19 protein-coding genes are annotated in these 25,299 nt (G+C 33.2%); 12 read left to right on the top strand and 7 right to left on the bottom strand.

Features of this window, described 5'->3' with window-relative positions; all coding sequences use genetic code 11:
- Window positions 1-153 precede the first annotated feature (153 nt).
- On the bottom strand, window positions 154-720 hold the full coding sequence (locus QBK95_RS02820) for a YceI family protein (RefSeq protein ID WP_280930335.1): 567 nt from the start codon (window positions 718-720) through the stop codon (window positions 154-156).
- 29 nt (window positions 721-749) lie between these two features.
- On the bottom strand, window positions 750-1,202 hold the full coding sequence (locus QBK95_RS02815; protein WP_280930333.1) for a MarR family winged helix-turn-helix transcriptional regulator: 453 nt from the start codon (window positions 1,200-1,202) through the stop codon (window positions 750-752).
- Window positions 1,203-1,422: 220 nt separating this feature from the next.
- Here QBK95_RS02815 and QBK95_RS02810 point away from each other — a divergent pair, with 220 nt between their 5' ends.
- The 4 genes from QBK95_RS02810 (at window position 1,423) to QBK95_RS02795 (ending at window position 3,472) form a co-directional block, all read left to right on the top strand.
- Window positions 1,423-1,944, top strand: coding sequence for a TlpA disulfide reductase family protein (locus tag QBK95_RS02810; RefSeq protein ID WP_280930331.1), 522 nt, complete (start codon window positions 1,423-1,425; stop codon window positions 1,942-1,944).
- 51 nt (window positions 1,945-1,995) lie between these two features.
- Window positions 1,996-2,622 carry a thioredoxin family protein gene (locus tag QBK95_RS02805; protein WP_280930329.1) on the top strand — a complete coding sequence of 209 codons (627 nt, stop codon included), beginning with the start codon at window positions 1,996-1,998 and terminating at the stop codon, window positions 2,620-2,622.
- 115 nt (window positions 2,623-2,737) lie between these two features.
- Window positions 2,738-3,052, top strand: coding sequence for a rhodanese-like domain-containing protein (locus tag QBK95_RS02800; RefSeq protein ID WP_280930327.1), 315 nt, complete (start codon window positions 2,738-2,740; stop codon window positions 3,050-3,052).
- Between the two features lie 18 nt (window positions 3,053-3,070).
- Window positions 3,071-3,472, top strand: a complete 402-nt coding sequence (locus QBK95_RS02795) for a rhodanese-like domain-containing protein (protein WP_280930325.1) — start codon at window positions 3,071-3,073, stop codon at window positions 3,470-3,472.
- 215 nt (window positions 3,473-3,687) lie between these two features.
- On the opposite strand, the gene QBK95_RS02790 is transcribed toward QBK95_RS02795, so the two are convergent.
- From QBK95_RS02790 to QBK95_RS02770, 5 genes are all read right to left on the bottom strand, one after another.
- On the bottom strand, window positions 3,688-5,001 hold the full coding sequence (locus QBK95_RS02790) for a lytic polysaccharide monooxygenase (RefSeq protein ID WP_280930323.1): 1,314 nt from the start codon (window positions 4,999-5,001) through the stop codon (window positions 3,688-3,690).
- A gap of 469 nt (window positions 5,002-5,470) precedes the next feature.
- Entirely contained in the window at window positions 5,471-6,442 is a 972-nt protein-coding gene (locus tag QBK95_RS02785; protein WP_280930321.1) for an aldo/keto reductase, read from the bottom strand.
- Between the two features lie 166 nt (window positions 6,443-6,608).
- Window positions 6,609-8,420: a sodium:solute symporter family protein gene (locus QBK95_RS02780; RefSeq protein ID WP_280930319.1), complete on the bottom strand. Its 1,812-nt coding sequence runs from the start codon at window positions 8,418-8,420 to the stop codon at window positions 6,609-6,611.
- A gap of 107 nt (window positions 8,421-8,527) precedes the next feature.
- Window positions 8,528-9,256 (bottom strand): LytR/AlgR family response regulator transcription factor, encoded by a 729-nt coding sequence (locus tag QBK95_RS02775; RefSeq protein WP_280930317.1) that lies wholly within the window; start codon window positions 9,254-9,256, stop codon window positions 8,528-8,530.
- The gene (locus QBK95_RS02770) at window positions 9,253-10,056 is read right to left on the bottom strand and encodes a sensor histidine kinase (protein ID WP_280930315.1); all 804 of its coding nucleotides are present in this window, start codon (window positions 10,054-10,056) and stop codon (window positions 9,253-9,255) included. The genes QBK95_RS02775 and QBK95_RS02770 overlap by 4 nt, the downstream gene beginning before the upstream one ends.
- Window positions 10,057-10,531: 475 nt before the next feature.
- Between QBK95_RS02770 and QBK95_RS02765 the strand changes: the two genes are divergently transcribed.
- From QBK95_RS02765 to QBK95_RS02730, 8 genes are all read left to right on the top strand, one after another.
- Window positions 10,532-13,642, top strand: coding sequence for a SusC/RagA family TonB-linked outer membrane protein (locus QBK95_RS02765; RefSeq protein ID WP_280930312.1), 3,111 nt, complete (start codon window positions 10,532-10,534; stop codon window positions 13,640-13,642).
- A 40-nt stretch (window positions 13,643-13,682) separates the two neighbouring features.
- Window positions 13,683-15,218 (top strand): SusD/RagB family nutrient-binding outer membrane lipoprotein, encoded by a 1,536-nt coding sequence (locus QBK95_RS02760; protein ID WP_280930311.1) that lies wholly within the window; start codon window positions 13,683-13,685, stop codon window positions 15,216-15,218.
- A gap of 128 nt (window positions 15,219-15,346) precedes the next feature.
- A complete protein-coding gene (gene nagB, locus QBK95_RS02755) occupies window positions 15,347-17,272 on the top strand; it encodes a glucosamine-6-phosphate deaminase (protein ID WP_280930309.1) in 1,926 nt (641 codons plus the stop codon).
- A gap of 80 nt (window positions 17,273-17,352) precedes the next feature.
- On the top strand, window positions 17,353-18,204 hold the full coding sequence (locus QBK95_RS02750) for an SMP-30/gluconolactonase/LRE family protein (protein WP_280930307.1): 852 nt from the start codon (window positions 17,353-17,355) through the stop codon (window positions 18,202-18,204).
- Window positions 18,205-18,231: 27 nt separating this feature from the next.
- Window positions 18,232-19,110: an N-acetylglucosamine kinase gene (locus QBK95_RS02745; RefSeq protein ID WP_280930305.1), complete on the top strand. Its 879-nt coding sequence runs from the start codon at window positions 18,232-18,234 to the stop codon at window positions 19,108-19,110.
- On the top strand, window positions 19,111-21,444 hold the full coding sequence (locus QBK95_RS02740; RefSeq protein WP_280930304.1) for a family 20 glycosylhydrolase: 2,334 nt from the start codon (window positions 19,111-19,113) through the stop codon (window positions 21,442-21,444).
- 9 nt (window positions 21,445-21,453) lie between these two features.
- Window positions 21,454-23,370, top strand: coding sequence for an acetate--CoA ligase (gene acs, locus QBK95_RS02735; RefSeq protein ID WP_280930302.1), 1,917 nt, complete (start codon window positions 21,454-21,456; stop codon window positions 23,368-23,370).
- A gap of 138 nt (window positions 23,371-23,508) precedes the next feature.
- Window positions 23,509-25,131 (top strand): carbohydrate-binding protein, encoded by a 1,623-nt coding sequence (locus QBK95_RS02730; protein WP_280930300.1) that lies wholly within the window; start codon window positions 23,509-23,511, stop codon window positions 25,129-25,131.
- The last annotated feature ends 168 nt before the right edge of the window (window positions 25,132-25,299 follow it).

Here is a 25,299-nt window from a genome sequence, read left to right as displayed (position 1 = left end):
AGCCTTTGATATGTTTACTTAACTATATGACAGGATCTATCTCACGACGTTTTCGTTATAAGATGACCACCACCAAGTATTAGTTAAGATTAAATTCATTTTTTTATTTATTGAGTCAAATATATAAATTTATTATAATTCAGAAAACAAAAATTACATTTTTAAATTTATTGCTAGTTCGAACTCATCACTAATAGCTTTATCTCCTAGATTGTCAAAGAAACTTCCAGATCCATATTTGATGTCGTATTTAGTTCTGTCCACATTAAGAGTGGTCTTTGCAGAACCACGATTAACTTCTAAATCAAAGGTAATAGGATTTGTTTTTCCTTTTATGGTAAGATCACCAGTAACTTGGTAACCTCCATTTATTCTTGTAGATTTTGTAATTACTAACTTAGCATCTGCATGATTTTTGATGCCAAAAAAGTCATCTGAGCTAAGGTGTCCTTCTAATTTTTCTTTTCCTTTTCCAGCCTCAAGATCTGTTACCTCTATTGAAGTCATATCAACAACGAACTCTCCTCCGCTTAAAGCGTTATTTTCAAAAGTTAAGAATCCACTAGTAAAATTAAGAGTTCCAGTATGTTGACCTGTAACTTTTTTACCTGTCCAATTAATAGTACTTTCTGAGGTCTTAATTGTTTTTTGCTGAGCATAAAGAGATGCAGTTGCAATCAAAGTTATAGCTAGGATTAATGATTTAAGTTTAGTTTTCATGATTTTTAAAAATTAATTATTATTAGTATTTAGGTTCTAAGTTTAGTAAGCAATTGATCTAATTGCTCTAATTCTGTGTCTGTTAGATTAGCAGTAAGTTTGTGTTCTAACGAAGTAATTGTTTTACTTACCGAATCCAAAAATTTGCTGCCTTCTGACGTAATAATGATTTCTACTTTTCTACGATTTGAAGGACATATGTTTCTATGGACTAGGCTTTTTTTGATTAGTTTGTCTACCAGTCTTGTAGTGTTACTCATTTTGCTTACCATTCGATCTTGTATGGTAGACAAATTCGCAGGTTTTCCTTGTTGACCTTTTAATATTCGAAGTACGTTAAATTGCTGTATTGAAATGTCATAGGGTTTTAAGGAGGTGTTCATTTGTTCGGTCAGCCATTTTTCTGTAAAGAATAAATTTACAATCGCTTTTCTCGATAAGGGCATCTCCTTATTAGTTTTTAAAATGGTTTCAATATTCATTTGTATGAACAATATTTGTATATACAAATGTATGATATTGATTGCTTCAGGAACTACTTATAGATACTAATTCTTTGTTAAAGTTCTAATCAGTGCTATTCTTTAATATTATTATTGTTTAGTTAAACGATTATAAAAAAATGCTAAAATTCTCTTTATGAATTATATAAACCTTGTTAATTTCCTTTTTGATCATAAAGCGTTTTAATACATTAGTATTATGCAGAAGTGGATTTTATATATAGGATTGATGATATTGTTTGTAAATTGTAAAGGAGAGCAAAGGGTAGCTGCAGAAGCTACCAATGTTTTTTCTAGCAAAGGAGTAGAGATTCCAGTATATGATTTCAACAATTTTGAATCTTTACTGGATATTGATGATGGAAAAACATATATCATTAATTTTTGGGCTACTTGGTGTAAACCTTGTGTTGCAGAATTGCCTTATTTTGAGCTAATTAATAGTAGATATCCAAAAGATAAAGTGGAAGTGATATTGGTAAGCCTAGATCTACCTAATCATGTAGAATCAAAATTAATTCCTTTTGTAAAAAAACACAGAATAGAGAGCAGAGTTGTGTTGTTGGACGATCCAGATGCTAACAGTTGGATTCCTAAAGTAAACGAAAATTGGTCAGGTTCTATTCCTGCAACGATTATTTATAAAGGAAATTCTACCAATTTTTATGAAAGGTCTTTTACGTATAATGAGTTAGAAAAGGAATTAAAAAAAATGTTGTAAAACATATAGATATAGAATAACTCTTTTGAAGAAACATAATAGAACAAACAAATGAAAACTTTAAAAATTTTAGTAGTAGTTGCTTTGGTAATTGCAGTTAGTGCATTTGCCATTGATAAAGTTAATGTTCCAAACACTGATGCTGGATATTCGATAGGAGATACGGCAACAGATTTTAAGCTTAAAAATATTGATGATACAATGATCTCATTAGCCGATTATAAAGATGCTAAAGGTTTTATTGTCATATTTACCTGTAATCACTGCCCATATTCTGTTGCTTATGAAGATAGAATTATTGAATTAGATAAATCATTTAAGTCTAAAGGATATCCTGTAATAGCTATTAACCCGAATAACCCTAAGGCATATCCAACTGATAGTTTTGATCATATGAAAGTTAGAGCTAAAGAAAAAGAGTTTACTTTTCCTTATTTATTTGATGATGGGCAAAAAATATACCCACAATATGGAGCTACAAAAACACCACATGTATACATCTTAGAAAAAACTTCAGAAGGTAATAAAGTACGTTACATTGGTGCTATTGACAACAATTATAAGGATGCCTCTTCTGCGGATAAAAAATATGTAGAAGATGCTGTTAACGCCTTACTTAAGGGAGAAAAGGTTCCTTTAGAAACTACCAAAGCTATCGGTTGTAGTATAAAAGCATAATTCTGTATTATTTTTTGGATAAATGATTGTACGATTTCGTACATTTCATTTAGGACTCTTATATTTGTAAGTAATAGAATACTATATAGTCCAATACAAAAACATAAAATATACAATGGCCGAAGATATAACACAAAATCAATGGGAAGATTTAATTTCTAAAGACGATAATGCAATAATTTTGGATGTAAGAACAGAAGAAGAGGTAGAAGATGGCTTTATACCTAACATGCTTAATCTGGATATACGTCAGGGACAAGGTTTTCTGGATGAGGTAGAGAAATTAGATAAATCCAAGAATTACTATGTATATTGTCGATCAGGTGCAAGAAGTGCTCAAGCCTGTGCATTGATGAATCAAATGGGTTTTGATACAACATATAACCTTATTGGAGGTTTTATGAATTGGGATGGCGAAGTTGCCGAATAATATTACCTAACTATAATTATGAAAATTAAAACCATATTAACTATAACCCTTCTTTCTTTGTTGTTTTTTAATTGCAAGGAAAATAATAGTGGTGATACCGCAGCTGTAAAGTTGATTACAGTTGAAGAAATGGACTCATTATTAGAAATGGAGAAAGTACAGTTGGTAGATGTCCGCACACCAGAAGAGTATGCAGAAGGTCATATCGAAGGTGCAATAAATATCAATTTTAGTGATGAAAATTTTGAAACTTTGATTTCTACTGTAGATAAATCTAAACCAGTAGCGGTATATTGTGGACGAGGAGGAAGAAGTGGTAAATGTTCTGCATACATGAAAAAAGCAGGATTTACTAAGATATATGACCTTGATGGAGGAATCATTGAGTGGAAATATAAAGGTAAAAAAACAGTTAAATAAAATAGTATAATCACTTTATATATCAAAAAAGCATACTTCTAGAGGTATGCTTTTTTGATATATATCTTATCTAGAAATTTGTAGAGACAAAATCTTATTTTATCACCATTTAAAATTGTAAAGCTTTTACCTTTAAATAGATAATAAAAGGGCTGTCTACACTTTTCTAGACAGCCCTTTTGTAAATACAAGGTAAAATGATACTTCTTTTTATATTATTTCACAAAAACCTTATGGATCAGTGTCTTACTTTTTGTGGTAACATGAATAAAATAAATACCTGATGATAGATTATTTAGTGTTATTATTTGATCTACTTTAGCTGTTCCTTCTGGTGTTTTTAATTGTATGGTTTCTACAGTTTTTCCATTAATGTTTTTAATACTAATGGTAGAAGAAGATCGAAGATTGTAAATCTCCAGATTAAGAATATCTTTTGCTGGGTTAGGGAAAGCAATAAAATTTAACTCTTCGACCTGCGATGATTTATTATTGTCATTAGACCTTGAGATACAAGAACCAAGATTCTTCCAGACTTCCCATTGACCTGAGTTTTGCGCTGGATTTTTTCCTGTATTCCACCATTTGGCTTCATATTCGACCTCATTGTATACGACTTTGTTACTAATAACATAAATAGCATCAGAGGACCAGTTGTTTAAACCGTCACAACCGCCACCTCCTTCATTACATTCTCCTGTAGAAGTATAGGTCGTTTGATCGCAAACAATAGTAAAATTTCCTATTTGATTTCCTGAGGAATCCCGAGTTTCCCACTGGCTTCCTATAGTGGTATTTGCAGTATAAGAACCTCCTGCATTGGCAGACCCTTGTAAAGAGTTATTCTGGTAATATTGTAATGTACAATCTGTATTATTGGCAAAAGTAGCATTTGTAGCATCTCCAATAGAACATTCACCATCATTACGATTAACTACGATATCACTAACCGAATAAAATGCTTCATGGCTATCATTATAATCTCTTTGCCATATGCTTACTAAAGCTGCTCTTTTACCAGCATAAGAATCGGGAATAAAAGACCTAATAGTAGTAAATGATTCTGCAGGTCCTTGACCCACATGACCAATTTCAATCAGGTCATTCCACCGTAATGGTTTTGTAGGATCCCAATTTAACTGAGTAATGTAAACTTTAAAATATTGAGTCTTATGAGGTGCTGTATTTCGCCATCTAACATCGATATAACCATGATCTACCCTTGTTGTTGGCCAATCAGTAGTTAATGCATTAAGACAACTAAAATCTACTGCACTTCCGTTTCCACCACTGGCAATTTGACCATCTGGAATTAAAGCTTGGTGATTCCCGAAATTAGTATCGGGTTGTAGAACCCCCATCCAATCATAAATAGCGTTGCCGCAAGGAACGCAAACGGAGGAAGATGGATTATTGAAACAATTGTAAATCCTGCTAGGAGGATAAATAACAGTACCGTGTGATAATACTGGTTGAGATATACTCAACAAGAAAAGAAAAAATCCGAGAAGTTTAAGAGTTTTCTTCATAATTGAAAATGATATTAGGTTATAAATGGATTAGCTGTCTAAGATTTTATATAGCGATCTTAGGATTAATTTTTATTTGCTACAGTATATCCAAAATAGATGTATAAGTCATTTGTTAAAGAATAGTAATAATGCGAACTAATCAGTATAATGACTCTGAATATTACTATCTATTTTGTCTGTTAGATAATTGTTGACAGGCATTGTTAATCAATTCTTTATGCTACTGTAAAGCGTAACAAAAAATTGAATAATTCATATGTAATCTTGAAAAACTTTAGATAGGTATAGAAGTCTTTAAGAGTAGAAGATTAATTGTGTTCATGTTGGTTTTTGTTTTTAAGAGTTGAGTAAACTTAAACAGAACTTAAATCAAAAGGAAAATATTTAGACAAACGACAATACTTAATAGATATCACGTTTCTAAAATCATATAAACTGCTTTTTAGGTTTTAATGTTTGAGGGTATTTAACAAGACCAATTTGTAGGTACTCTATCCCATCGATGTTTTTTTAAATCTGATATCCATTGTTCGGATAAACCAATACCATCACTTATGGTCATATTAGCTTTTACGTTTTGTAATTGTCGCATTCCAGGAATCATCGTATTTACTATTGGATTAGATGCTATAAAACGCAATGCTAATTCTGCCATTGACATCTCTTCTCTTAGTATTTTTTTTAACCGCGAAATACGTTCAATTGTTGGAGGCAAATTTTCTATTCCAAAATATGTGTTTCTAAAATCACCTTGTTCCCACTTTGAGTCTATGGATAGTTTTCCGGTAAGAGAACCTTCGTCAAAAGGTACTCTGGCAATAACACCAATATTATTTCTTTTACAGTAAGGAAATAATTCATCTTCGGGAGATTGATCGAATATATTGTAAATAACTTGTACAGTGTCAATCAATCCGCTTTCTAAAGCTTTAATGCAATTAGAAGGTTCCCAGCGATTAACACTAATTCCGAAGGCAGAAGCTTTTCCTTCTTTTTTTAATTTCAAAATCATTTCTTTCCACTCATCATTATCCGCCCAGCTATCTTCCCAAACATGAAATTGTAATAAATCTATAGTTTCGACGCCAAGGTTCTTTAAACTTTTTTCTGTGGAAGAGATTATATGATCTGACGGATATATATCTTTTAGTAATGATAATTTGCTAGGAGGCCATTGATCTATTTTAGGTGGTATTTTGGTAGCAGTATATAATCGCTTACTTTTATGTCTGCTCAATAGACTAGATAAAATGCGTTCACTTTTACCTTCGCCATAAGCCCAAGCAGTATCAAAAAAATTACATCCTAATGCCACAGCTTTGTCAAGAGATTTGTGCGAAGTAATATCATTGGATTTTGACCATCCCGCCATTCCCCACATACCATACCCAACTTGACTAATTTTCCAGTCTAATTTTCCGAGTTTTTTATAAATCATATTTTATGAATTGATGATACTTTTATTTCTCATAGGTAAACGAAATGTAAGACTATAAAGGGTTAATTCACTAGTAAAAATATTAGTTCATCGAGTAGTTGATTAATGCTATTAAGTACAACAATAAATACCCTTTAGAAACTTATTGATGAAACTCTCACTTTGGTTATTTCATGAGATTTCTGCCTAGACTTTTCCACACTCTTTTAAGTAAAAAACCAGCTAGCAATGTTATAATACCCGTAATTAAGGCGTTTTGATATGCTCCATACAACAAATATCCTGTTGTAAATAGGGCACCATATACTAAACAACAACCTAATAACATTGCTAATACACCTGATGGAACTGTCCATTTTTCATCGTTTGTTATAAGGTCGATTTCTTTTTTATCAGCCTTATTTATTACATTTTTCCATCCTGGTCCTCCAGGCTGTATTTTTTTGTAAAAACTAAAAAGCTTCTCATCTGTATCGGGTTTGGTTATAAATGTTACCGAAACCCATATCAGTGTTGTTATAAGTACAACAAATGGTATGCTAAACCAGTTTGGAAAAACACCATCAGTACCAAAAAGTATTTCGTTTATTTCTGGTTGAGTGATTAGTAAGGATATAATTCCTGATGAAAACATGGCAGAGATTTCGCTCCAGGCATTGATTCTCCACCAAAACCATCTAAGGATAAAAATTAGCCCAGTTCCTGCGCCAAACATTATGATATAGGTAAATATTTGTTCAGCATTGTTTAAGGCTAATGCTAGCAAAACACTCAGTGCCATAAGTACTACCGTAGATAATCGACCAAATCGAACCATTTCTTTTTCAGATGCATCTTTTTTAATGAATTGACGATATACATCATTTACCAAATAAGAAGCACCCCAATTAAGATGGGTTGAAATACTAGACATATATGCGGCGATTAGTGAAGCAACTACAACACCTAAAAGTCCACTAGGTAATTTAGTTAACATTGCGGGATACGCAAGATCGTGCCCTAATTTATCAGCTGTTACATCAGGGAAAGCCTCTTGTATACTCGCTAAATCAGGAAAAATCACTAAGGATGCTAATGCAACTAATATCCATGGCCAAGGACGTAGTGCAAAATGCATAATATTAAAGAAAAAGGTGGCTCCAATTGCGTGATTTTCATTTTTTGCAGCAAGCATACGTTGGGCTACATATCCTCCTCCTCCTGGCTCTGATCCTGGATACCAAGAACTCCACCATTGAACGGCTAATGGAATTACTAATAGAGTTATTACGGCTTCTGTATTACCAAAATCAGGTAATAAAGAAATTTTGTCAACTACATTAGGGTGTGATATTAAGTTATTCAATCCGTTTACTTCAGGTAAGTTTACACAATAATATGCAGCACCTATTGCACCAGCCATTGCAACAAAAAATAATAAGAAATCCGAGTACACCACTCCTTTAAAACCGCCTAAAGCACTAAAAATTACAGTTACTACTGCAGCATAGCCTACAGTCTCTATTGCCGATAACCCAAGCATTACCTGTCCAATTTTTATAGCGGCTAATGTGATGCCAGACATGGCTAAAACATTAAAAATTAGACCTAAATAAACGGATCTGAAAATTCTTAAAAATCTGGCTGGTTTTCCAGAGTATCGTAACTCATAAAATTCCATATCGGTATTTACGTTTGAGCGTCTCCACAATCTAGCATATATAAAAACAGTCAGTAAACCTGTTAGTAAAAATGCCCACCAAGCCCAATTTCCAGCAACTCCTTTTTGTCGAACTAAATCTGTAACTAAATTAGGTGTGTCTGTAGAAAATGTGGTAGCAACCATAGAAAAACCTAGTAACCACCAAGGCATGTTCCTACCTGATAAAAAATATTCTGAAGTACTTTTTCCTGACTTTTTAGATACTATTAACCCTATAAATAATGTAGTTAAGAAAAAAAATATAATAATTCCGTAATCAAGTGTGCTTAAATTCATTGTAGTCGGTTATAAGTTTATTTTAATATGAAGGCAATACGGTAGCATGTCAGAGCGTATTACCCTAATTGATGTGAATGCTTAAAAGTGTTGTTGTTATTAAAGAATTACTCTTTTAAAAGATTCCCTTTGTTTTTCAATATTTTTTGTTTTGCATGAATTGTGTAATTCCTTCCAATAGGAATTCGTTTGTTCTCTATTTCTATTTGATTCCCTTCAATAGATTTTACTTTATCAATGGCAATGGTGTAAGATTTATGGACTCTTATAAAGTTTTCTTCGGGTAGTTCTTCTGTAATGCTTGTTAATGATTTGTGAGATACATAATTTCCTTCTATACTACATACTTTTATATAATCTCGTAGGCTTTCTATATACAAGATGTCATTAAGAAATACTTTCACGAGTTTTCGATCTACTTTCAGAAAAATATGAGGCGCTTGTGCAAATTCTGTAGATGATTTCAACTTTTCTAAAGAAGTAAAACGAGCCATTAACTTATTAATAGATTTCAGAAAACGACTAAAAGGAATTGGTTTTACCAAATAGTCTAATACTTCTAACTCATAACTTTCTATCGCATATTCTTTGTATGCAGTTGTTATAATTATCTGAGGGTATTTTTGTAAACTTTTTAAAAATTCTATACCATTCATTCTAGGCATATTAATATCTAAAAAAACAACATCAATTTCACCTTCCTCCAGAATTGGTAACGCTTCGATAGGGTTTTTATAAACTCCTACAATTTCAATGTTCTTAAATTCCTCTAAATAGGATTCAATTATACTTACCGCTAAGTATTCATCATCGATTATGATACTTTTAATAATCATGTCTTAGGAATTTTTAACGTTACTGTATACGTTTCATTAGTAGTATTTATATCTAAATTATAGTTTTCGGCGTATAAAAGTTCCAATCTTCTAACAACGTTTTTAATGCCAATACCGTTTTTAGATTTTTTAGTTTCTATTGGATTATAGTTATTTTCTGAAGAGAAAATTAGTTCTTTTTCAGTGACTTCAAAATTAACTTTTAAATCCATTGCACCATTATTTTTATAACCGTGTTTAAATGCATTTTCAATAAATGGTAAAAATAATAATGGAGTAACTTTTACGGTATCTATATTACCAATAATAGTTACTTCTGTATTGATTAATTCTCCATATCTAATATTTTCAAGTTCAATATAATTATCTATATAACGTATTTCTTGCAATAGAAATACCTCTTTTTTATTAGCATCATAAATAATATACCCCATAAACTCTGATAATTTAAGTACCACTTCTGATGCCTTTGATGATTTATGAAGAATAAGTGCATATAGGCTATTAAGCGTATTAAAAAAGAAGTGTGGTTGGATCTGGGCTTTGAGATATTGTAATTCTGTTTTATAATGTAATTCTTGCAGTTGTTGGGTTTTATTTCGTTCTAAAATAAAATCAACACTAAATTTTATTGAAGAGGTGATTCCTAAAACATATAATTCTCCAAGAGTAACTGCTATAATGTGATTAAATCCATAAGGTTGATTCTCTCCTTGCGCTTCAGGCCAAATATTTTCGGTTACTAACCAATAATTTAATCCTGATCGTATTAAATAATGAACTCCTAAGCTTAGAATCAATAAGAATATATAAGTCGAATATTTTTTTCTTAATAAATATTTAGGAATAAGGTAATATATATTAAAATAGACAATAATAAGGTGTAAAGGAAATTCTACTAAATTGGATTTTAAGGAATACCAATAATCATTAAAATAGCTTCCCCAACGTATCACATTGAAAATGAAGTAAACAATCCAAAAAAGAAAATGATACTTTCTTTTAATCGTCTTACTTATGGTATTATCATAAACGTTGCTTTTTTGCGAATACAAAATAGAATTTCTTAATTTATTATTAATTACAGGCAAAAAGTATTGCTATTTATATTAAAAAACAAAAAATATACAAATTGCGAAAAGTCAAAAAACGGGATGTCATACACCAAATGTCGTTTGTTGTCGTTTTGATGCAGTTGGCATAAAAAAGATTTTTAAGATTCTCTTAACTCCTATATTGGATTCGCAAATAAATAATCATACAAAAGGTGAAAACATGAAAAAACTATTTTTATTTCTTTTACTATTAAGCAATAGTATTTTCTCTCAAGAACAGCAAGTTTCTGGAGTTGTTACAGATGCTGAGGGTAACGTGCCTCTTCCTGGGGTTAATATAATAGTAAAGGGGACTTCTACTGGAACACAAACTGATTTTGATGGGGGTTATCAGATCACAACAACTAAAGGAAGCATCTTGGTATTTTCTTTTTTAGGTTTTAAAACAATAGAAGTTGAAATTGGTACATCCAATACTGTAAATGTTCAAATGGAACAGGATTCAGAGCAATTAGACGAAATTGTTGTTACTGCGTTTGGGATAAAACAAGAAGCCAAAAAACTTGGGTATTCTGTTCAGCAGCTAAAATCAGAAAGTATTGTAAGCACTGCCGATCCTAATATTGGGTCAGCGATCAAGGGAAAATTAGCAGGAGTAAATATTAATTCTAATGCAGGTGGTATTGGATCATCTGTTTCAATCAATGTAAGAGGAATCAGTTCATTGAGTCCTAATAACCAACCACTAATTGTTTTGGATGGTGTTATCATTGATGATAATCAAGGAGGTCAGGCAGATTTTGCAGATGGTATTGATTATGGTAACACACTTTCTAATTTAAATCCAAATGATATAGAGAATATATCATTATTAAAAGGAGGTAATGCTACCGCTTTATACGGATTTAGAGGAATCAACGGGGTATTAGTAATTACTACAAAAAAGGGAAGGTCTGATCGACCAGTTGTTGAGATAAGTTCATCGGTTACGGCAAGTTCTGTACTTGTTGCTCCGGAGTTTCAGAATGAATATGGTCAAGGAATTTATGATACTGCAAATAATCAATTGGTATATGATATCACTAACGGAAGTAGTTTTGGACCGCGATTAGATGGTTCTCAGCGAGAACGATTCGATGGAATCGGAACTTCATTATATGCTGCAAATGATAATGATTTCAAAGATTTTTTTAGAACAGGATATTCTTTCCTTAATTCTGTGGCTGTATCCCAAGGAACAGAAGCGTATGATTATCGTTTTAGTTATGCTAGATCTGATGATGAATCCATAGTTTCTGGGAGTAATTTAACAAGACAAAACTTTAGTATAAAAGCTGGAGCAAAAATCACAGACTGGCTTAAAGCGACAGGAAAGATAGATTATATCAATCAAGATGCGAGAAACAGACCAGAACTTACAGGAGGTCAAACAAACATAACGAGAGCACTTTCATTAAGGCCTAGAAATATTTCTAATGGTTTATTGAGAGATAATAGTACAGAAGCCGATGGAACTCCAAATAACTGGGCAGGTGCTTTTATAACGAACCCTTATTACACTTCTAATGTCTTACTAAATCAAGATGAAACCGATCGTTATTTAAGCTTGTTAGAATTAAATATAGACATCGTAAAAGGACTTAAGGCATTGACACGAATTTCGCAGGATCATATCACAACAAGTCAACAGATATTTAATCCATTAGGAGCCTTCGATATTGCAGGAAATGGTAGGTTTACAGATGTTAATTCTGTATCTAAAACCAACAACTATGACCTAATATTTACGTACAATACGTATCTAAATCCTAATATAAGTTTAGCTTCTACATTAGGGTTTAGTCACTCAGATGTTTCATTTAAAGCACTGCGTGCAGTAGGAGAAACTTTTTTAATACCTAACTTCTTTTCGTTAAACAATTTCGAAAGTACTACAGTTGCTCCAGCAGCAGCAAAAAACTCTTCTAATTCTGTGTTTGGTTCACTTACATTAGGACTTAATGATTATTTGTTTGCTGAATTTACAGCGAGAAATGATTGGAGTTCAACACTTCCAATAAACGAAGCTTCATTTTTCTACCCATCAGTAGGACTTAGTTTTGTCGCCACAGATGCTATTCCTGCTCTTAAAAATAATGATGTATTAACAAAGTTAAAGCTAAGAGGTAGTTACGCACAAACAGGAAACGCTACTGGTGCTTTTTCTTTGGTAAATACCTATAACGTTTCTTCAGGATTGTTTAATGGACAACGTTTTTTCTTTTTCGGTGATAATGAAGAAGGAGCAGGAGCTGGACCACAGTTAAGAAATCCTGACTTGGTACCAGAAATATCTAGTACTTTAGAGTTTGGTCTGGATGCAAGCTTTTTAGATAATAGAATAAACCTTTCTGCAACGTATTATAGTGTTAGAACCGAAGATCAGATTCTTAGATTGACGCTTCCACCTGCTAGCGGTGCCGCAAATCAAGTTATTAATGCAGGTTTAGTTACTAACAAAGGAATTGAACTATCGTTGGGAGCAGATATTATTAAAACTGATGATTTTTCTTGGTCGACAACTATAAATTATACTTCGAACGAAAATCAAGTAGAGGAACTTGCACAGGGAATCACGCGAAATCCTTTAATTACTGATTTTAATGGTCGAATTATACTAGCTGCAGAGGTAGGAACAAGCCCGCAAGCTTTATTCGGGCCTACATTTAATAGAGATGCTGCAGGAAATATTATTTATGATCCTAATGGATTACCTGAGATTGGCACTGTAGGAAAGATTGGAGACGCTGCACCTGATGCTTTTTTAAATTGGGGAAATAACTTTACTTATAAACAGTTTTCTTTAGGGTTTTTATTTGATGCTCGATTTGGAGGAGATATATACTCTTTTTCAGATAGTCAAAGACATACACAAGGTACTGCTGTAGAAACACTTCAAGGACGAGAGTTTTTTACAGGAGGTCAAGGAATTGCTGTTCCGGATAATGCGGTAATTAATGGAACTCTAGATCCAGACGTTGTTGCAAACGGTGTAAATCCACAAGCATATTGGGGTAGAGTAGGTCAGATTTCAGAAAACTGGATTGTCGATGGAAGTTTCGTGAAATTAAGAGAAGTTACTTTAGGGTATTCATTCCCTAAAAAAATGATTAAAAGATTAAGCTTATCAAACTTGTCATTGAGCTATGTTGGAAGAAACTTAGCGATACTGCATAGCAATACTGATAATTATGATCCGGAAACAGGGTTTAATACAAGCTTTAGCGGATTAGAGTTCTTCGGAATACCATCGGCTTCAAGCCACGGATTAAGAGTAAACCTTACTTTTTAAATGATTACAAATGAAAATGTTTGATGTAAATATAAAAAATATGAAAACTAAACAGAATATAATATTAGCATTAGCTACTGTTTTTATACTGACATTCGCTGTGTCTTCTTGCACCGAAGACTTTGAAGAAATTAATACAAATCCCGTTGACCCACAAAATGCAACTGTAGAAGGTATTATGGCTGGAGTTCAATACTTTGAGTTTGCAGAACCACGTTTTTTAACCTGGCGAGGTAATTTAATATACTCTAGTCAGTTTGCGAATCAGTTTAGCTATAATGCAGAAGGCTCATGGTTCGCAGGTGATGCTTACCAAAATAATCAAGGTTGGACCGATGCAGTTTTTAATGCTTCATATCAAAAAGTATCCTTGAATATTAGAAACTTATTGAAAACATATAAAGATCTTGGCGATTCTAATGGTGAGGCAGTAACGAGAATTATGATGTCCTGGTTTTATCAAAAGATGACCGATATCTATGGAGATATTCCTTATAGCGAGGTAATAGGAGATGAACTTATTTTAGATAATCCTCAACCCAAATATGATGCTCAAAAAGATATCTATATGGGTATTTTAACAAATCTTAAAGAGCAAATGGATGCGATTGGATCTTCTACTGAGACAATTGAAGGAAGTGAAGGTGATTTTGTATACGGAGGAGATCCTCAACAATGGAAAACTTTTGCGAATACACTAAGACTTAGATTAGCATTAAGATCTAGAGATGCGTTTATTCAATCAGGAGATCAATCTTTCATAGACGGTATTATTAATGACTGTTTAAACAATCCTCTAATTGATGAATCCAATCAGGCATTGGTATCTAAATCAGAATCTCCGTTAATATTATCATTCCTTGATGGAGGTTTTGAGGATGTGTATTGGGGATTTGGTGGATTTGGTTCTAAGTGGGTGTTTTCTGATCGATATATGAATCTGTTAAATGATAATAATGACCCAAGAAGAGAGCAAATGGCTGATCCTTCTTCTTCTGGTATGTACGAGGGAACGGCAATATCACAAAGAGGAATAATCCCTAGAGATGATCTTGCAATTCCATCCGAAAAAATAATAGGTGGTTCTACAACTGAGGTAACAAACGTGTTACCAACTCAGGTATTTTCTGCCGCAGAATCATATTTTTTACAAGCAGAAGCAGCTCTATTAGGATACTCAGGAAATGCGCAATCTTTATATGAACAAGGAATTAGAGCAAGCATGAGTTTTTGGGGAGTTCCTTCAGGTGATATTGAATCCTTTATACTCAATGAATCTATTGTTACATTAACAGGTTCAACAGAACAACAGCTTAACAGTGTGTGGAATCAACGTTGGTTAGCGCTTTTAATGAATGGTTATGAATCTTGGTCTTTAGTAAGAAGAACCAATTTAATACCTGTGCTGACTGATAATACCACTTTTTTCGTTACAGAACCGAATAATGGCAGTGTTCCTAAAAGACTACCATACTCTTCAACAGAAGTGGTAGCTAATGAAGCGAACGTTCAACAAGCTATTCAAAATCAAGGTCCAGATTTAATGACCACCAGTTTGTGGTGGGATATCGATTAATCTCACATACAAAATATAAGTATTTAAAACATTCATACCCAATCACATCACAGATGCATACATCCTCGTGATGTGGTTGGTAATCTCAAAAAAGTATTTGCTATACAACATCAAAATTAAAATTGAGTATGATAAAAGATATTAAATTTAGGCAAGTAGGTAAGTTTGAAGACACCAAATTTGAAAAAATTCACAGTGAGATTTTTCAAGATTCTTTATATGCCTCTAAGCTAGTTGCGCAGGAAATTGCAGATCTCATAAAGCAAAAAGAAAAGGAAGGAAAACCTTGTGTTCTTGGATTAGCTACAGGATCATCTCCAATTAAAGTGTATGAAGAATTAGTCAATTTATATCGTCAGGGCGAAGTGAGCTTTAAAAATGTGATCACTTTTAATCTGGATGAATATTACCCAATGAACCCTGATAATCAGCAAAGCTATTATCATTTTATGCATCAACATCTTTTTGATCATATTGATATAAACCCTCAAAACATTAACATACCTTCTGGAAATGTTGTTCTGGAAGAGATTGATCAATATTGTATTGATTACGAAATGAAAATTAAGCAATTAGGAGGACTAGACTTTCAATTGCTAGGTATAGGAAGAACTGGACATGTTGGTTTTAATGAACCTGGATCACATCAGAATTCTGGAACAAGAGTGATTACCTTAGATCACATTACAAGACGAGATGCGTCATCAGATTTTAATGGATTAGAGAATGTGCCCAAACGTGCGGTTACCATGGGAATAAGCACAATAATGAATGCCAAACGGATTCTACTTTTAGCGTGGGGACATAAGAAGGCGTTTGTTGTAAAAGAAATGATAGAAGGAGATGTTACTTCTACGATACCAGCTTCTTTTTTGCAAGAACATAAAAATGTTACGGTTGTTATGGACAGCGAAGCAGCTGGCGAATTAACCAGAATTAAGACTCCTTGGTTAGTAGATCAATGTATATGGGAGGAAGAACTAAAGCTGAAAGCAGTTACTTGGTTAAGTCAAATAGTGAATAAACCACTACTGAAGCTAACAGATAAAGATTATAATAATCATGGGCTATCAAGTTTACTTACTCTAGAAGGATCTGCTTACGAATTAAATATAAAAATGTTTAATCATCTACAACATACCATCACAGGATGGCCAGGTGGGAAACCTAACGCAGATGACAGTAACAGACCAGAAAGATCACTTCCATCCAAAAAAAGAGTATTGTTATTTAGCCCTCATCCAGATGATGATGTTATTTCAATGGGTGGTACGTTTTCTAGGTTAATAGATCAAGGACATGACGTTTATGTAGCATATCAAACTTCAGGTAATATCGCAGTAACTGATGAAGAAGCACTTAAGTTTGGAGAAGTAGCTAAAGAATTATCCAACTTATCAGGAAACGAATGTAAGATTTTTCAAGATATAGTAAATGCGATTGAATCTAAAAATAAAGGAGAAATAGATTCACCTCAAGTTCGTAAAACAAAAGGGTTAATTAGAAGAATGGAATCATATGCCGCAACTAGGTATATAGGTTTGCCAGATGACAAAGTCTTTTTCTTAGATCTACCTTTTTATGAAACTGGAAAAATCAAAAAGAACCCAATTGGAGATGAGGATATCAATATTATTTCAAATTTAATTTCAGAAATCAAACCACATCAAATATATGCAGCTGGTGATTTAGCAGACCCTCACGGAACTCATAAATTATGTTTGGATGCCATATTTGAATCGCTAAGTAAGCTCAAAAATCAAGAATTCATGCAAGATTGTTGGGTATGGTTATACAGAGGAGCTTGGCACGAATGGGATATCCACGAAATAGAAATGGCCGTACCACTTAGTCCAGATGAGGTAAGTAGAAAAACAAATGCCATCCTTTTTCATCAATCTCAAAAAGATCAGGTGATGTTTCAAGGAGAAGATTTTAGAGAGTTTTGGATGAGAGCACAGGATAGAAATAGAAACACAGCGCTCTTATATGACAATCTTGGATTGGCCAACTATGAAGCTATAGAAGCTTTTAAAAGATATCATTTTATGTAATCAAAACGTATCATACTCTATAATATTCAAGCCGAAAAAGAAACGCACTCAAAAAAATAAAGATTCCAATTTTCAAACCTATGTACGCAAGTAAATATTTTATACTCTTTCTGATTCTTATGAGTTGTTCTAAAAGAATAACCAGTAAAGATTTTACAAAAGAAGGAGAGTTTACGGATGGTATTGAAGGGCCTGCAACTGATACCGAAGGGAATATTTATGTGGTGAACTATAAGAAACAAGGAACCATTGGAAAAGTCACAAAATCAGGCAGTACTTCACTATTTCTCGAACTTCCTAATGGCAGTATTGCTAATGGAATTCGATTTATGCAAGAAGACGAAATGTATGTAGCAGATTATACGAATCATAATATACTCAAAATTAATACGAAGAATAAAGAGATAAAAGTAGTAGCAAATCAACCTTTGGCGAATCAGCCAAATGATTTAGCAATTTCTCCAAACGGAACAATATATGCGAGCGATCCCAACTGGCAGGAACAAAACGGGAACTTGTGGAGAGTAACAGAAGAAAAAGGCTTTGAGTTACTAGAATCCGATATGGGAACCACCAATGGGATAGAAGTTAGCCCAGACGGAAAACACTTATATGTAAATGAATCAATTCAGCGAAAGATATGGGTATATGATATCACCAACAATAATGATATTACGAACAAACGTCTTTTTGCAAAATTCGAAGATTTTGGAATGGATGGTATGCGATGTACACGATCAGGACATCTATTCGTGTGTCGATATGATAAAGGAACTGTCGTTGCCTTTACTCCAGAAGGAAAATTAGTTAAAGAGGTTTTTTTAAAAGGAAAAAAACCAACGAATATAACATTTAGTAATGATTCGAAAATAGCATATGTAACTCTTGAAGATAGAGGTTGTTTAGAGATGTTTCGAACAACAATTTTTTAGCTTTTAATATAAAACCAATAGAACCTAATGATATTAGTAGTAGATAGTGGATCATCCAAATGTGACTGGATAATTGCTGATAAAGCAGGGAAATATGTAGCCAAATCTAAAACAAAAGGGCTAAATCCATTGATTTTATCTAGTAAAGAAATAGAAGAGACATTATGGGAAGCATCAGAAATAGTTTCTTTTAAAAACTTAATTTCTGAGATCTATTTTTATGGAGCAGGATGTGGTACTGTAGAAGCTAATTGTAAAATAAAAGGATGCTTATCCTCGGTATTTAAAAACAGCAAAACAATTGATATCAAAGAAGATATCGTTGGAGCTGTATACGCGGCAACAAAAAAACCAGGAGTTATTGCGATTTTAGGAACTGGTTCTAATTGCTGCTACTTTAATGGGGATGAGATAATTCAGAAAGCACCTTCATTAGGATACATGATTGCGGATGACGCAAGTGGCAATTATTTTGGCAAAGAATTATTGAAAAGTTTTTATCTACATCAGATGCCAGAAGATCTTGCCTTTAGTTTTATAGAACAATACGATGCTGATCTTAATACACTTTTTCAGAAATTATATAACTCTCGATATCCTAATCGATATTTAGCATCATACGCGAGTTTTATTTTTAAACATAAAGAACATCCATTCATTCAAAAAATATTAGATAAAGGAATCCGAATGTTCGTTGAAAATTATTTGATGTTATATGTCGAAGAATTGAAAAATACGCCTATTCATTTTGTAGGATCGGTAGCTTATTATGCTCAAGATACCATAAATAAAATATTACAAGAAAAAGGTTATGTAGTTAGGAGTTTTATACAAAGACCTATCGACGAACTTATTAAAACACTCATTTTTAGTTCAACTTCTACCTCACTCGAAAAAATATCATAAATGAAAAGACACATTGCAATTATAGGTTTTGTATTGTTTTTTGGGTCGTGTACGCAAATCCAGGAAAATACTATAGCTTCAGATGAGGTAGCTATTATTCCCATACCTCTTTCAATTCATAAAAAGGAAGGAAGTTTTATTCTAAATAACAAAACCTCATTCTTTTATGAAAACCCTTCTATACAACCGATTGCCGATTTTTTTGTAAGCAAGATTCATCATTTAACTGGATTGCAAATTTCTGTACGGGATAAAAAAGAAAAGAATGATATACAACTTCTTCTGAATAATGAATTAGAACTTAACGAAGAAGGGTATATTTTAAATTTAGAAGATGACCATGTAATTGTAGAAGCAAAATCTCCAAAAGGAATATTTTATGGATTACAATCCCTTATGCAATTATTACCAGTAATTCCTGAAGAAAATACTTCTCAAAATATAACTATTGATATACCAAAAGTGAGGATCAAGGATGAACCGTCTTTTAGATGGCGAGGTACTATGTTAGATGTTTCAAGGCACTTTTTCTCTGTTGATTTTATAAAAAAGCAACTAGATGTTCTTGCCGCATTCAAAATCAATAAATTTCACTGGCATCTTACTGATGATCAAGGTTGGCGAATAGAGATAAAAAAGTACCCTAAACTAGTTGAGATTGGAGCAAGGAGAGGAGAAATTAATGATCAGAAATATCATGGTTTTTATACTCAAGAAGAAATTAGAGAAGTAGTTTCATATGCAAAAGAAAGATTTATAGATGTCATACCAGAATTTGATATTCCTGGCCATGCTTCTGCTATTTTATCAGCGTATCCAAGCTTAGCTTGTACAGAAGGGCCTTTCGAGATTAGACCAATTTGGGGAGTGGATTATAATATCCTTTGTGCAGGTAATGAGCATGTATATCAATTTATTGAAGATGTAATTGATGAAATGTCAACCTTATTTCCTTATCAATACTTTCATGTAGGCGGTGATGAAGTACCTAAGAGAAGCTGGAAGCAATGTAAGTTATGCCAGCATACCATAAAAAAAGAAGGTTTGAACGATGAAAATGAATTGCAAAGTCATTTAATGGCTCGTGTAGAAGGCATGCTGTATAAGAATAACAAAAAAATGATAGGTTGGGATGAGATTTTAGAAGGAGGTATTACAGCAACAACGAGCATTATGTCTTGGCAAGGAGAAGAAGGAGGTATTAAAGCCGCTAATGAAGGACATGATGTGATCATGACACCATCTCAATTCACTTATTTAAATTTTTACCAAGGAGATCATGTAGTAGAACCAATGGCATTTGGTGGTTATATCCCTTTAGAAAAAGTATATAATTACAATCCAGTACCAGAAACTATTGAAAAAAACAAAAGACATCATATTCTTGGTTTACAAGGTAATTTTTGGACAGAACATGGAGATAGCAATACTATCGCCGAGTATCAATTGTATCCCAGAATATTAGCCATCGCAGAAGTAGGTTGGACTTCTAAGAAGAATAAAGATTATCATAATTTCTTAAGTAGATTAGAAAAAACATATCGCCTATTAGATCGATATAATCTTCAGTATCATATACCAATGCCAGAAGGACCAATAACCGATCATATTGTTTTTGAGAACGAAACAACCATTGAATTTAGAACAACAGCACCAGTAAAAATGGTATATACAACTGATGGTAGTGTACCTAACAAGAATAGCAATGTGTATACAAAACCACTAACTTTTAATAAGTCAACTTTCTTAAAAATTGCTTCGATATTACCTCATGGAAAAATGAGTAATACTAGAGAACTATCACTCCAGAAACAAGAGTTAATTCCTTCTTTAGAGAATATGAATAATCTGGATAGAGGACTTAATGTCAAAACTATAAAAGGTCATTTTACTCATGTAAATGAAATAGTAGATTCAATAGAACCTATAGAAAGAAAGATTACCGAACTCAAAGATGTAAATGTGACATATGATTGGGGACATGAGATTAACAAAGAAAATTTTAAAGCAGCATTGGTTGATGGATATATAGAAATACCTGAAGATGGAGTGTATTTTTTCTCGAGTAATCAAGATCAGGTTTGGATCGCGGATCGATTAGTGATTGATTATAAAAAAAATATAAAAAAACATCCAGAAACTAGTTCAATTCCATTAAAAAAAGGAAAGCATACACTAAAAATAGTATACCTCAATAATATAGTAAATGGATGGGCTACGGATTGGAATACTGTAGAACTGAAATATAAAAAAGAAAGCGATTCTATATTTAACATAGTCGATAAAAGCATGATTTTTTATAAGAATCGTACTTCTAATCTTTCTTTAAAATAATATTACTTTATGGAAACATTTGTGAAACATAAATTAAAAAGGATTTCTTCCTTTGATGAGTATAAAAAAAGCTACCAAAGAAGTATTACGGATCCTGAGTCTTTTTGGTCAGAAATCGCAGAAACTTTTAATTGGCATCAAACCTGGGATAAAGTATTGGAGTACGATTGGACAATTCCTAAAACAAAATGGTTTACGAATGCGAAATTGAATATTACTGAAAATTGTTTGGATAGACATTTAGCACAGAATGGAGATCAAACTGCAATTATTTGGGAGCCCAATGACCCCGATAAATCTTCCGAAAAATATACATATAGAGAACTCCATGCAATGGTTTGTCAATTTGCGAATGTGTTAAAAAGCAAAGGAATCAAAAAAGGAGATAGAGTATGTATATATATGCCTATGGTTATCGAACTTACGGTTGCAATGCTGGCATGTGCACGAATTGGGGCAGTACATTCTGTGGTATTTGCTGGTTTTTCTTCTGAAGCTTTGGCAACTCGAATAAATGATGCCGCTTGTACAATGTTAATTACTGCTGATGGATCCTACAGAGGAACTAAAAACATTGCTTTAAAAAACATAGTTGATGAAGCATTACTAAAATGTCCTTGTGTACTATCTACGATAATTCTGAAAAACACAGGACAAGATGTTGATTGGATACCTGGTAGAGACTCTTGGTGGCACCTAGAAATAAAAGGCGTTTCAGAGTATTGTGAGGCCGAACTCATGGATGCAGAAGATCCTTTGTTTATTTTATATACATCAGGGTCTACAGGAAAACCAAAAGGAATGGTACATACTATTGCTGGATATATGGTATATACCTCCTATTCCTTTCTAAATGTATTTCAATACGAACAAAATAATATTTATTGGTGTACAGCTGATATAGGATGGATTACTGGACATAGTTATATTGTCTATGGACCGTTATCGGTAGGTGCTACATCGATTGTCTTTGAAGGAATTCCAAACTATCCTGGTTACGACCGATTTTGGCAAGTATGCGAAAAACATAAAGTATCCCATTTTTATACCGCTCCAACTGCTATTAGAGCATTAAAAAAACATCCTTCGTCACTTGTAGAGAAATATGATCTTTCAAATCTTCAAGTTTTGGGAACCGTAGGAGAACCAATTAATCTCGAAGCATGGGAATGGTATAATGATATCGTTGGAAACAATAACTGCCCAATTGTAGATACTTGGTGGCAGACAGAAACAGGAGGAATTATGATTTCTTCTTTAGCAGGTGTAACTCCTCAGAAAGCTACTTTCGCAACATTACCATTACCAGGAATTCAACCAGCATTATTAACCCCAGAAGGAATTGAAATACAAGAAAAAGAAGCTGAAGGAATATTGGCAATAAAGTTTCCTTGGCCAGGAATTGCTCGCACAATATACGGAGATCAGGATCGATATAAGGATGTTTATTTTTCTGCATATCCCGAATACTATTTTCCTGGAGATGGAGCATTAAGAGATCAACAAGGGAATTATAGAATTACGGGTCGAGTAGATGATGTAATTATAGTATCAGGTCATAATTTAGGTACTGCTCCCATAGAAAATGCAATCAATCAACATCCGTTAGTAGTAGAGAGTGCACTGGTAAGCTATCCACATGAAATTAAGGGTAATGCACTATATGCATATGTGATCACATATAACAAAGATGAAAAAGAAGAAAAGTTACATACAGAGATAAAAGAAACAGTGTCCCGTTTGGTTGGTCCGATCGCAAAGCCAGATAAAATTCAAATCGTTACAGGCTTGCCTAAGACTCGAAGCGGAAAAATTATGCGAAGAATATTAAGAAAGATTGCTACAGATGATATAAAAACGATAGGAGATACATCTACTCTTTTAAATCCAGATGTAGTGGATGAGATTATTAAAAATAAAAAATAAATCAATAAAAAAAGAAGGCTAAGCTCTTTGATGATTAATTCAAAAATACATACTCAACGTACAAGCAACATACTATGACTCAAAACTACACTATCAACGATAGTTAACATAATTATTAACCTTTAACACAAACATTTTATGAATTATTTTAAAAACCTTATTTGGAGAATAGCAATTATACCAATGCTGTTTTTATCCTGCACAAATGAAAGCTTTATAGAAAACGAAAGCCTAAGTACAATTGAATCAAATGCAATTAAGACTTCGATTAATGAACCCATCATATTAGGATATTTTCCTTCTTGGTCAGAGAGTTGGACATCTGGTAATAACGGATCTAAACTAAGAGATATTCCAGAGCATGTAACTCATGTATTCTTAGCTTTTGCCAGACCTAACCTTAGATATCAAAAAGGTTCTTTGGATATCACCAATACAGGGATTCAAACACCTTATGATGGAGCAACGCTAAAAGGATCTGTTGCGGCATTAAAGTCCAAAGGGACTAAAGTAATATTATCTATCGGTGGAGAAACCTATTGGGGTTCAGATGCAGCTTACAATATCAACTATCAGGAAATAAAAGATTTGGTGGATGATATGGGATTTGAAGGAATTGATTGGGATTTTGAACCTAATGGTAGTTTCGCTACAATAGGTGACCCAATTAATGTGCAACGATTTATTGACTTTTTCAATAATTCTAGAGCTATTATGCCAAAAGGACAATATCTTCTTGCTTGTGCACCCGCTGGAGTTGGTGCCTTAGGAGGTGTAAATAATGATGATCCTTCATCCCCTTTTGCACATAGCAATCGAAATACTTTATCTGGAGAATCTGATGCGAATCTTTATAATGCAACCACACCAAATCAAGCTATTAGTTTATTTGGATTTGCTACTACGGGTCATATGATACCAGTTATGGAAGCAGTTGGAGATAAAATCGATTTAATTGCCTATCAAGGTTATAACACAGGAGCTGCAAGTAATAGAAAAATTATGTATGATGCCTATAAGCATTATGCAGATAAATATGGTTTCTCAATTGCTGCTGGAACACATTATCCTAATGAACCTTGGGGACCATATTATACATATACGTATGATAATATGGCAGAACTTTCTGCACATATAGGAGCTAATAATACGAATAATGACGGGATAATGATCTGGCAAATGTTATTAAAAGGAAATTCATCTTCTGCTTATGGATATTTACATATTGCTAGTCAAGTACTTAATGGAGTATCTCAATCTCAGGCTATAGCGAATGCAGAAAATTATCCAGAATCACCTTATGATGGAGGTGGTGATGGTGGCGGCGATGGCGGCGATGGTAATGGAACAGGTTGCGATAATGCGGCACAATGGAGTAGTACAACTGTATATAATGGAGGACAAGAAGCAATAGAACAAAATAAACTGTATAGAGCAAAATGGTGGACACAAGGAAACAATCCAAGTTCGAGCACAGGTAGTGGACAACCATGGGAATTTGTAAGTGATTGTGGTGATGGAAATGGAGACGGAGACGGAAATGGTGATGGAAATGGCGATGGTGATGGAAATGGTGACGGAGATGGTGATACAGGAAGCTGTAGCTCTAGTCAATGGAATTCTTCTACAGCATATACTGGAGGAGCCGAAGCTGTATATCAAAATGCTTTGTATCGAGCAAAATGGTGGACACAAGGAGACATACCACCATCTAATACAGGTGATGGGAAACCATGGGAGTTTATTCAGAATTGTAATTAAATCTTTTATTTCATAGAATTTAATTAGCCAACTTCTAGTTAAACGATTGTTCTAAATAAAAACTCCGAAATATACTCAGTCAGTATTGAGCTTATTTTCGGAGTTTTTTAAGGGCATCTATATGCGAACTCCTCTGTTATGTATTGCAGTTTTCTCTCAATACTATTC

The sequence above is a fragment of the Aquimarina mycalae genome (assembly GCF_029906345.1).
In the GTDB taxonomy this organism is placed as follows: Bacteria; Bacteroidota; Bacteroidia; order Flavobacteriales; family Flavobacteriaceae; genus Aquimarina.
Note: the sequence above shows the minus strand (reverse complement) of the source record. Positions and strands in the feature narration are given on the sequence as shown.

Bases quoted from the DNA above. Each gene is read 5' to 3' on its own strand.
- QBK95_RS02820 (WP_280930335.1), bottom strand. From the start codon at position 720: ATGAAAACTAAACTTAAATCATTAATCCTAGCTATAACTTTGATTGCA.
- QBK95_RS02815 (WP_280930333.1), bottom strand. From the start codon at position 1,202: ATGAATATTGAAACCATTTTAAAAACTAATAAGGAGATGCCCTTATCG.
- QBK95_RS02810 (WP_280930331.1), top strand. From the start codon at position 1,423: ATGCAGAAGTGGATTTTATATATAGGATTGATGATATTGTTTGTAAAT.
- QBK95_RS02805 (WP_280930329.1), top strand. From the start codon at position 1,996: ATGAAAACTTTAAAAATTTTAGTAGTAGTTGCTTTGGTAATTGCAGTT.
- QBK95_RS02800 (WP_280930327.1), top strand. From the start codon at position 2,738: ATGGCCGAAGATATAACACAAAATCAATGGGAAGATTTAATTTCTAAA.
- QBK95_RS02795 (WP_280930325.1), top strand. From the start codon at position 3,071: ATGAAAATTAAAACCATATTAACTATAACCCTTCTTTCTTTGTTGTTT.
- QBK95_RS02790 (WP_280930323.1), bottom strand. From the start codon at position 5,001: ATGAAGAAAACTCTTAAACTTCTCGGATTTTTTCTTTTCTTGTTGAGT.
- QBK95_RS02785 (WP_280930321.1), bottom strand. From the start codon at position 6,442: ATGATTTATAAAAAACTCGGAAAATTAGACTGGAAAATTAGTCAAGTT.
- QBK95_RS02780 (WP_280930319.1), bottom strand. From the start codon at position 8,420: ATGAATTTAAGCACACTTGATTACGGAATTATTATATTTTTTTTCTTA.
- QBK95_RS02775 (WP_280930317.1), bottom strand. From the start codon at position 9,256: ATGATTATTAAAAGTATCATAATCGATGATGAATACTTAGCGGTAAGT.
- QBK95_RS02765 (WP_280930312.1), top strand. From the start codon at position 10,532: ATGAAAAAACTATTTTTATTTCTTTTACTATTAAGCAATAGTATTTTC.
- QBK95_RS02760 (WP_280930311.1), top strand. From the start codon at position 13,683: ATGAAAACTAAACAGAATATAATATTAGCATTAGCTACTGTTTTTATA.
- nagB (WP_280930309.1), top strand. From the start codon at position 15,347: ATGATAAAAGATATTAAATTTAGGCAAGTAGGTAAGTTTGAAGACACC.
- QBK95_RS02750 (WP_280930307.1), top strand. From the start codon at position 17,353: ATGTACGCAAGTAAATATTTTATACTCTTTCTGATTCTTATGAGTTGT.
- QBK95_RS02745 (WP_280930305.1), top strand. From the start codon at position 18,232: ATGATATTAGTAGTAGATAGTGGATCATCCAAATGTGACTGGATAATT.
- QBK95_RS02740 (WP_280930304.1), top strand. From the start codon at position 19,111: ATGAAAAGACACATTGCAATTATAGGTTTTGTATTGTTTTTTGGGTCG.
- acs (WP_280930302.1), top strand. From the start codon at position 21,454: ATGGAAACATTTGTGAAACATAAATTAAAAAGGATTTCTTCCTTTGAT.
- QBK95_RS02730 (WP_280930300.1), top strand. From the start codon at position 23,509: ATGAATTATTTTAAAAACCTTATTTGGAGAATAGCAATTATACCAATG.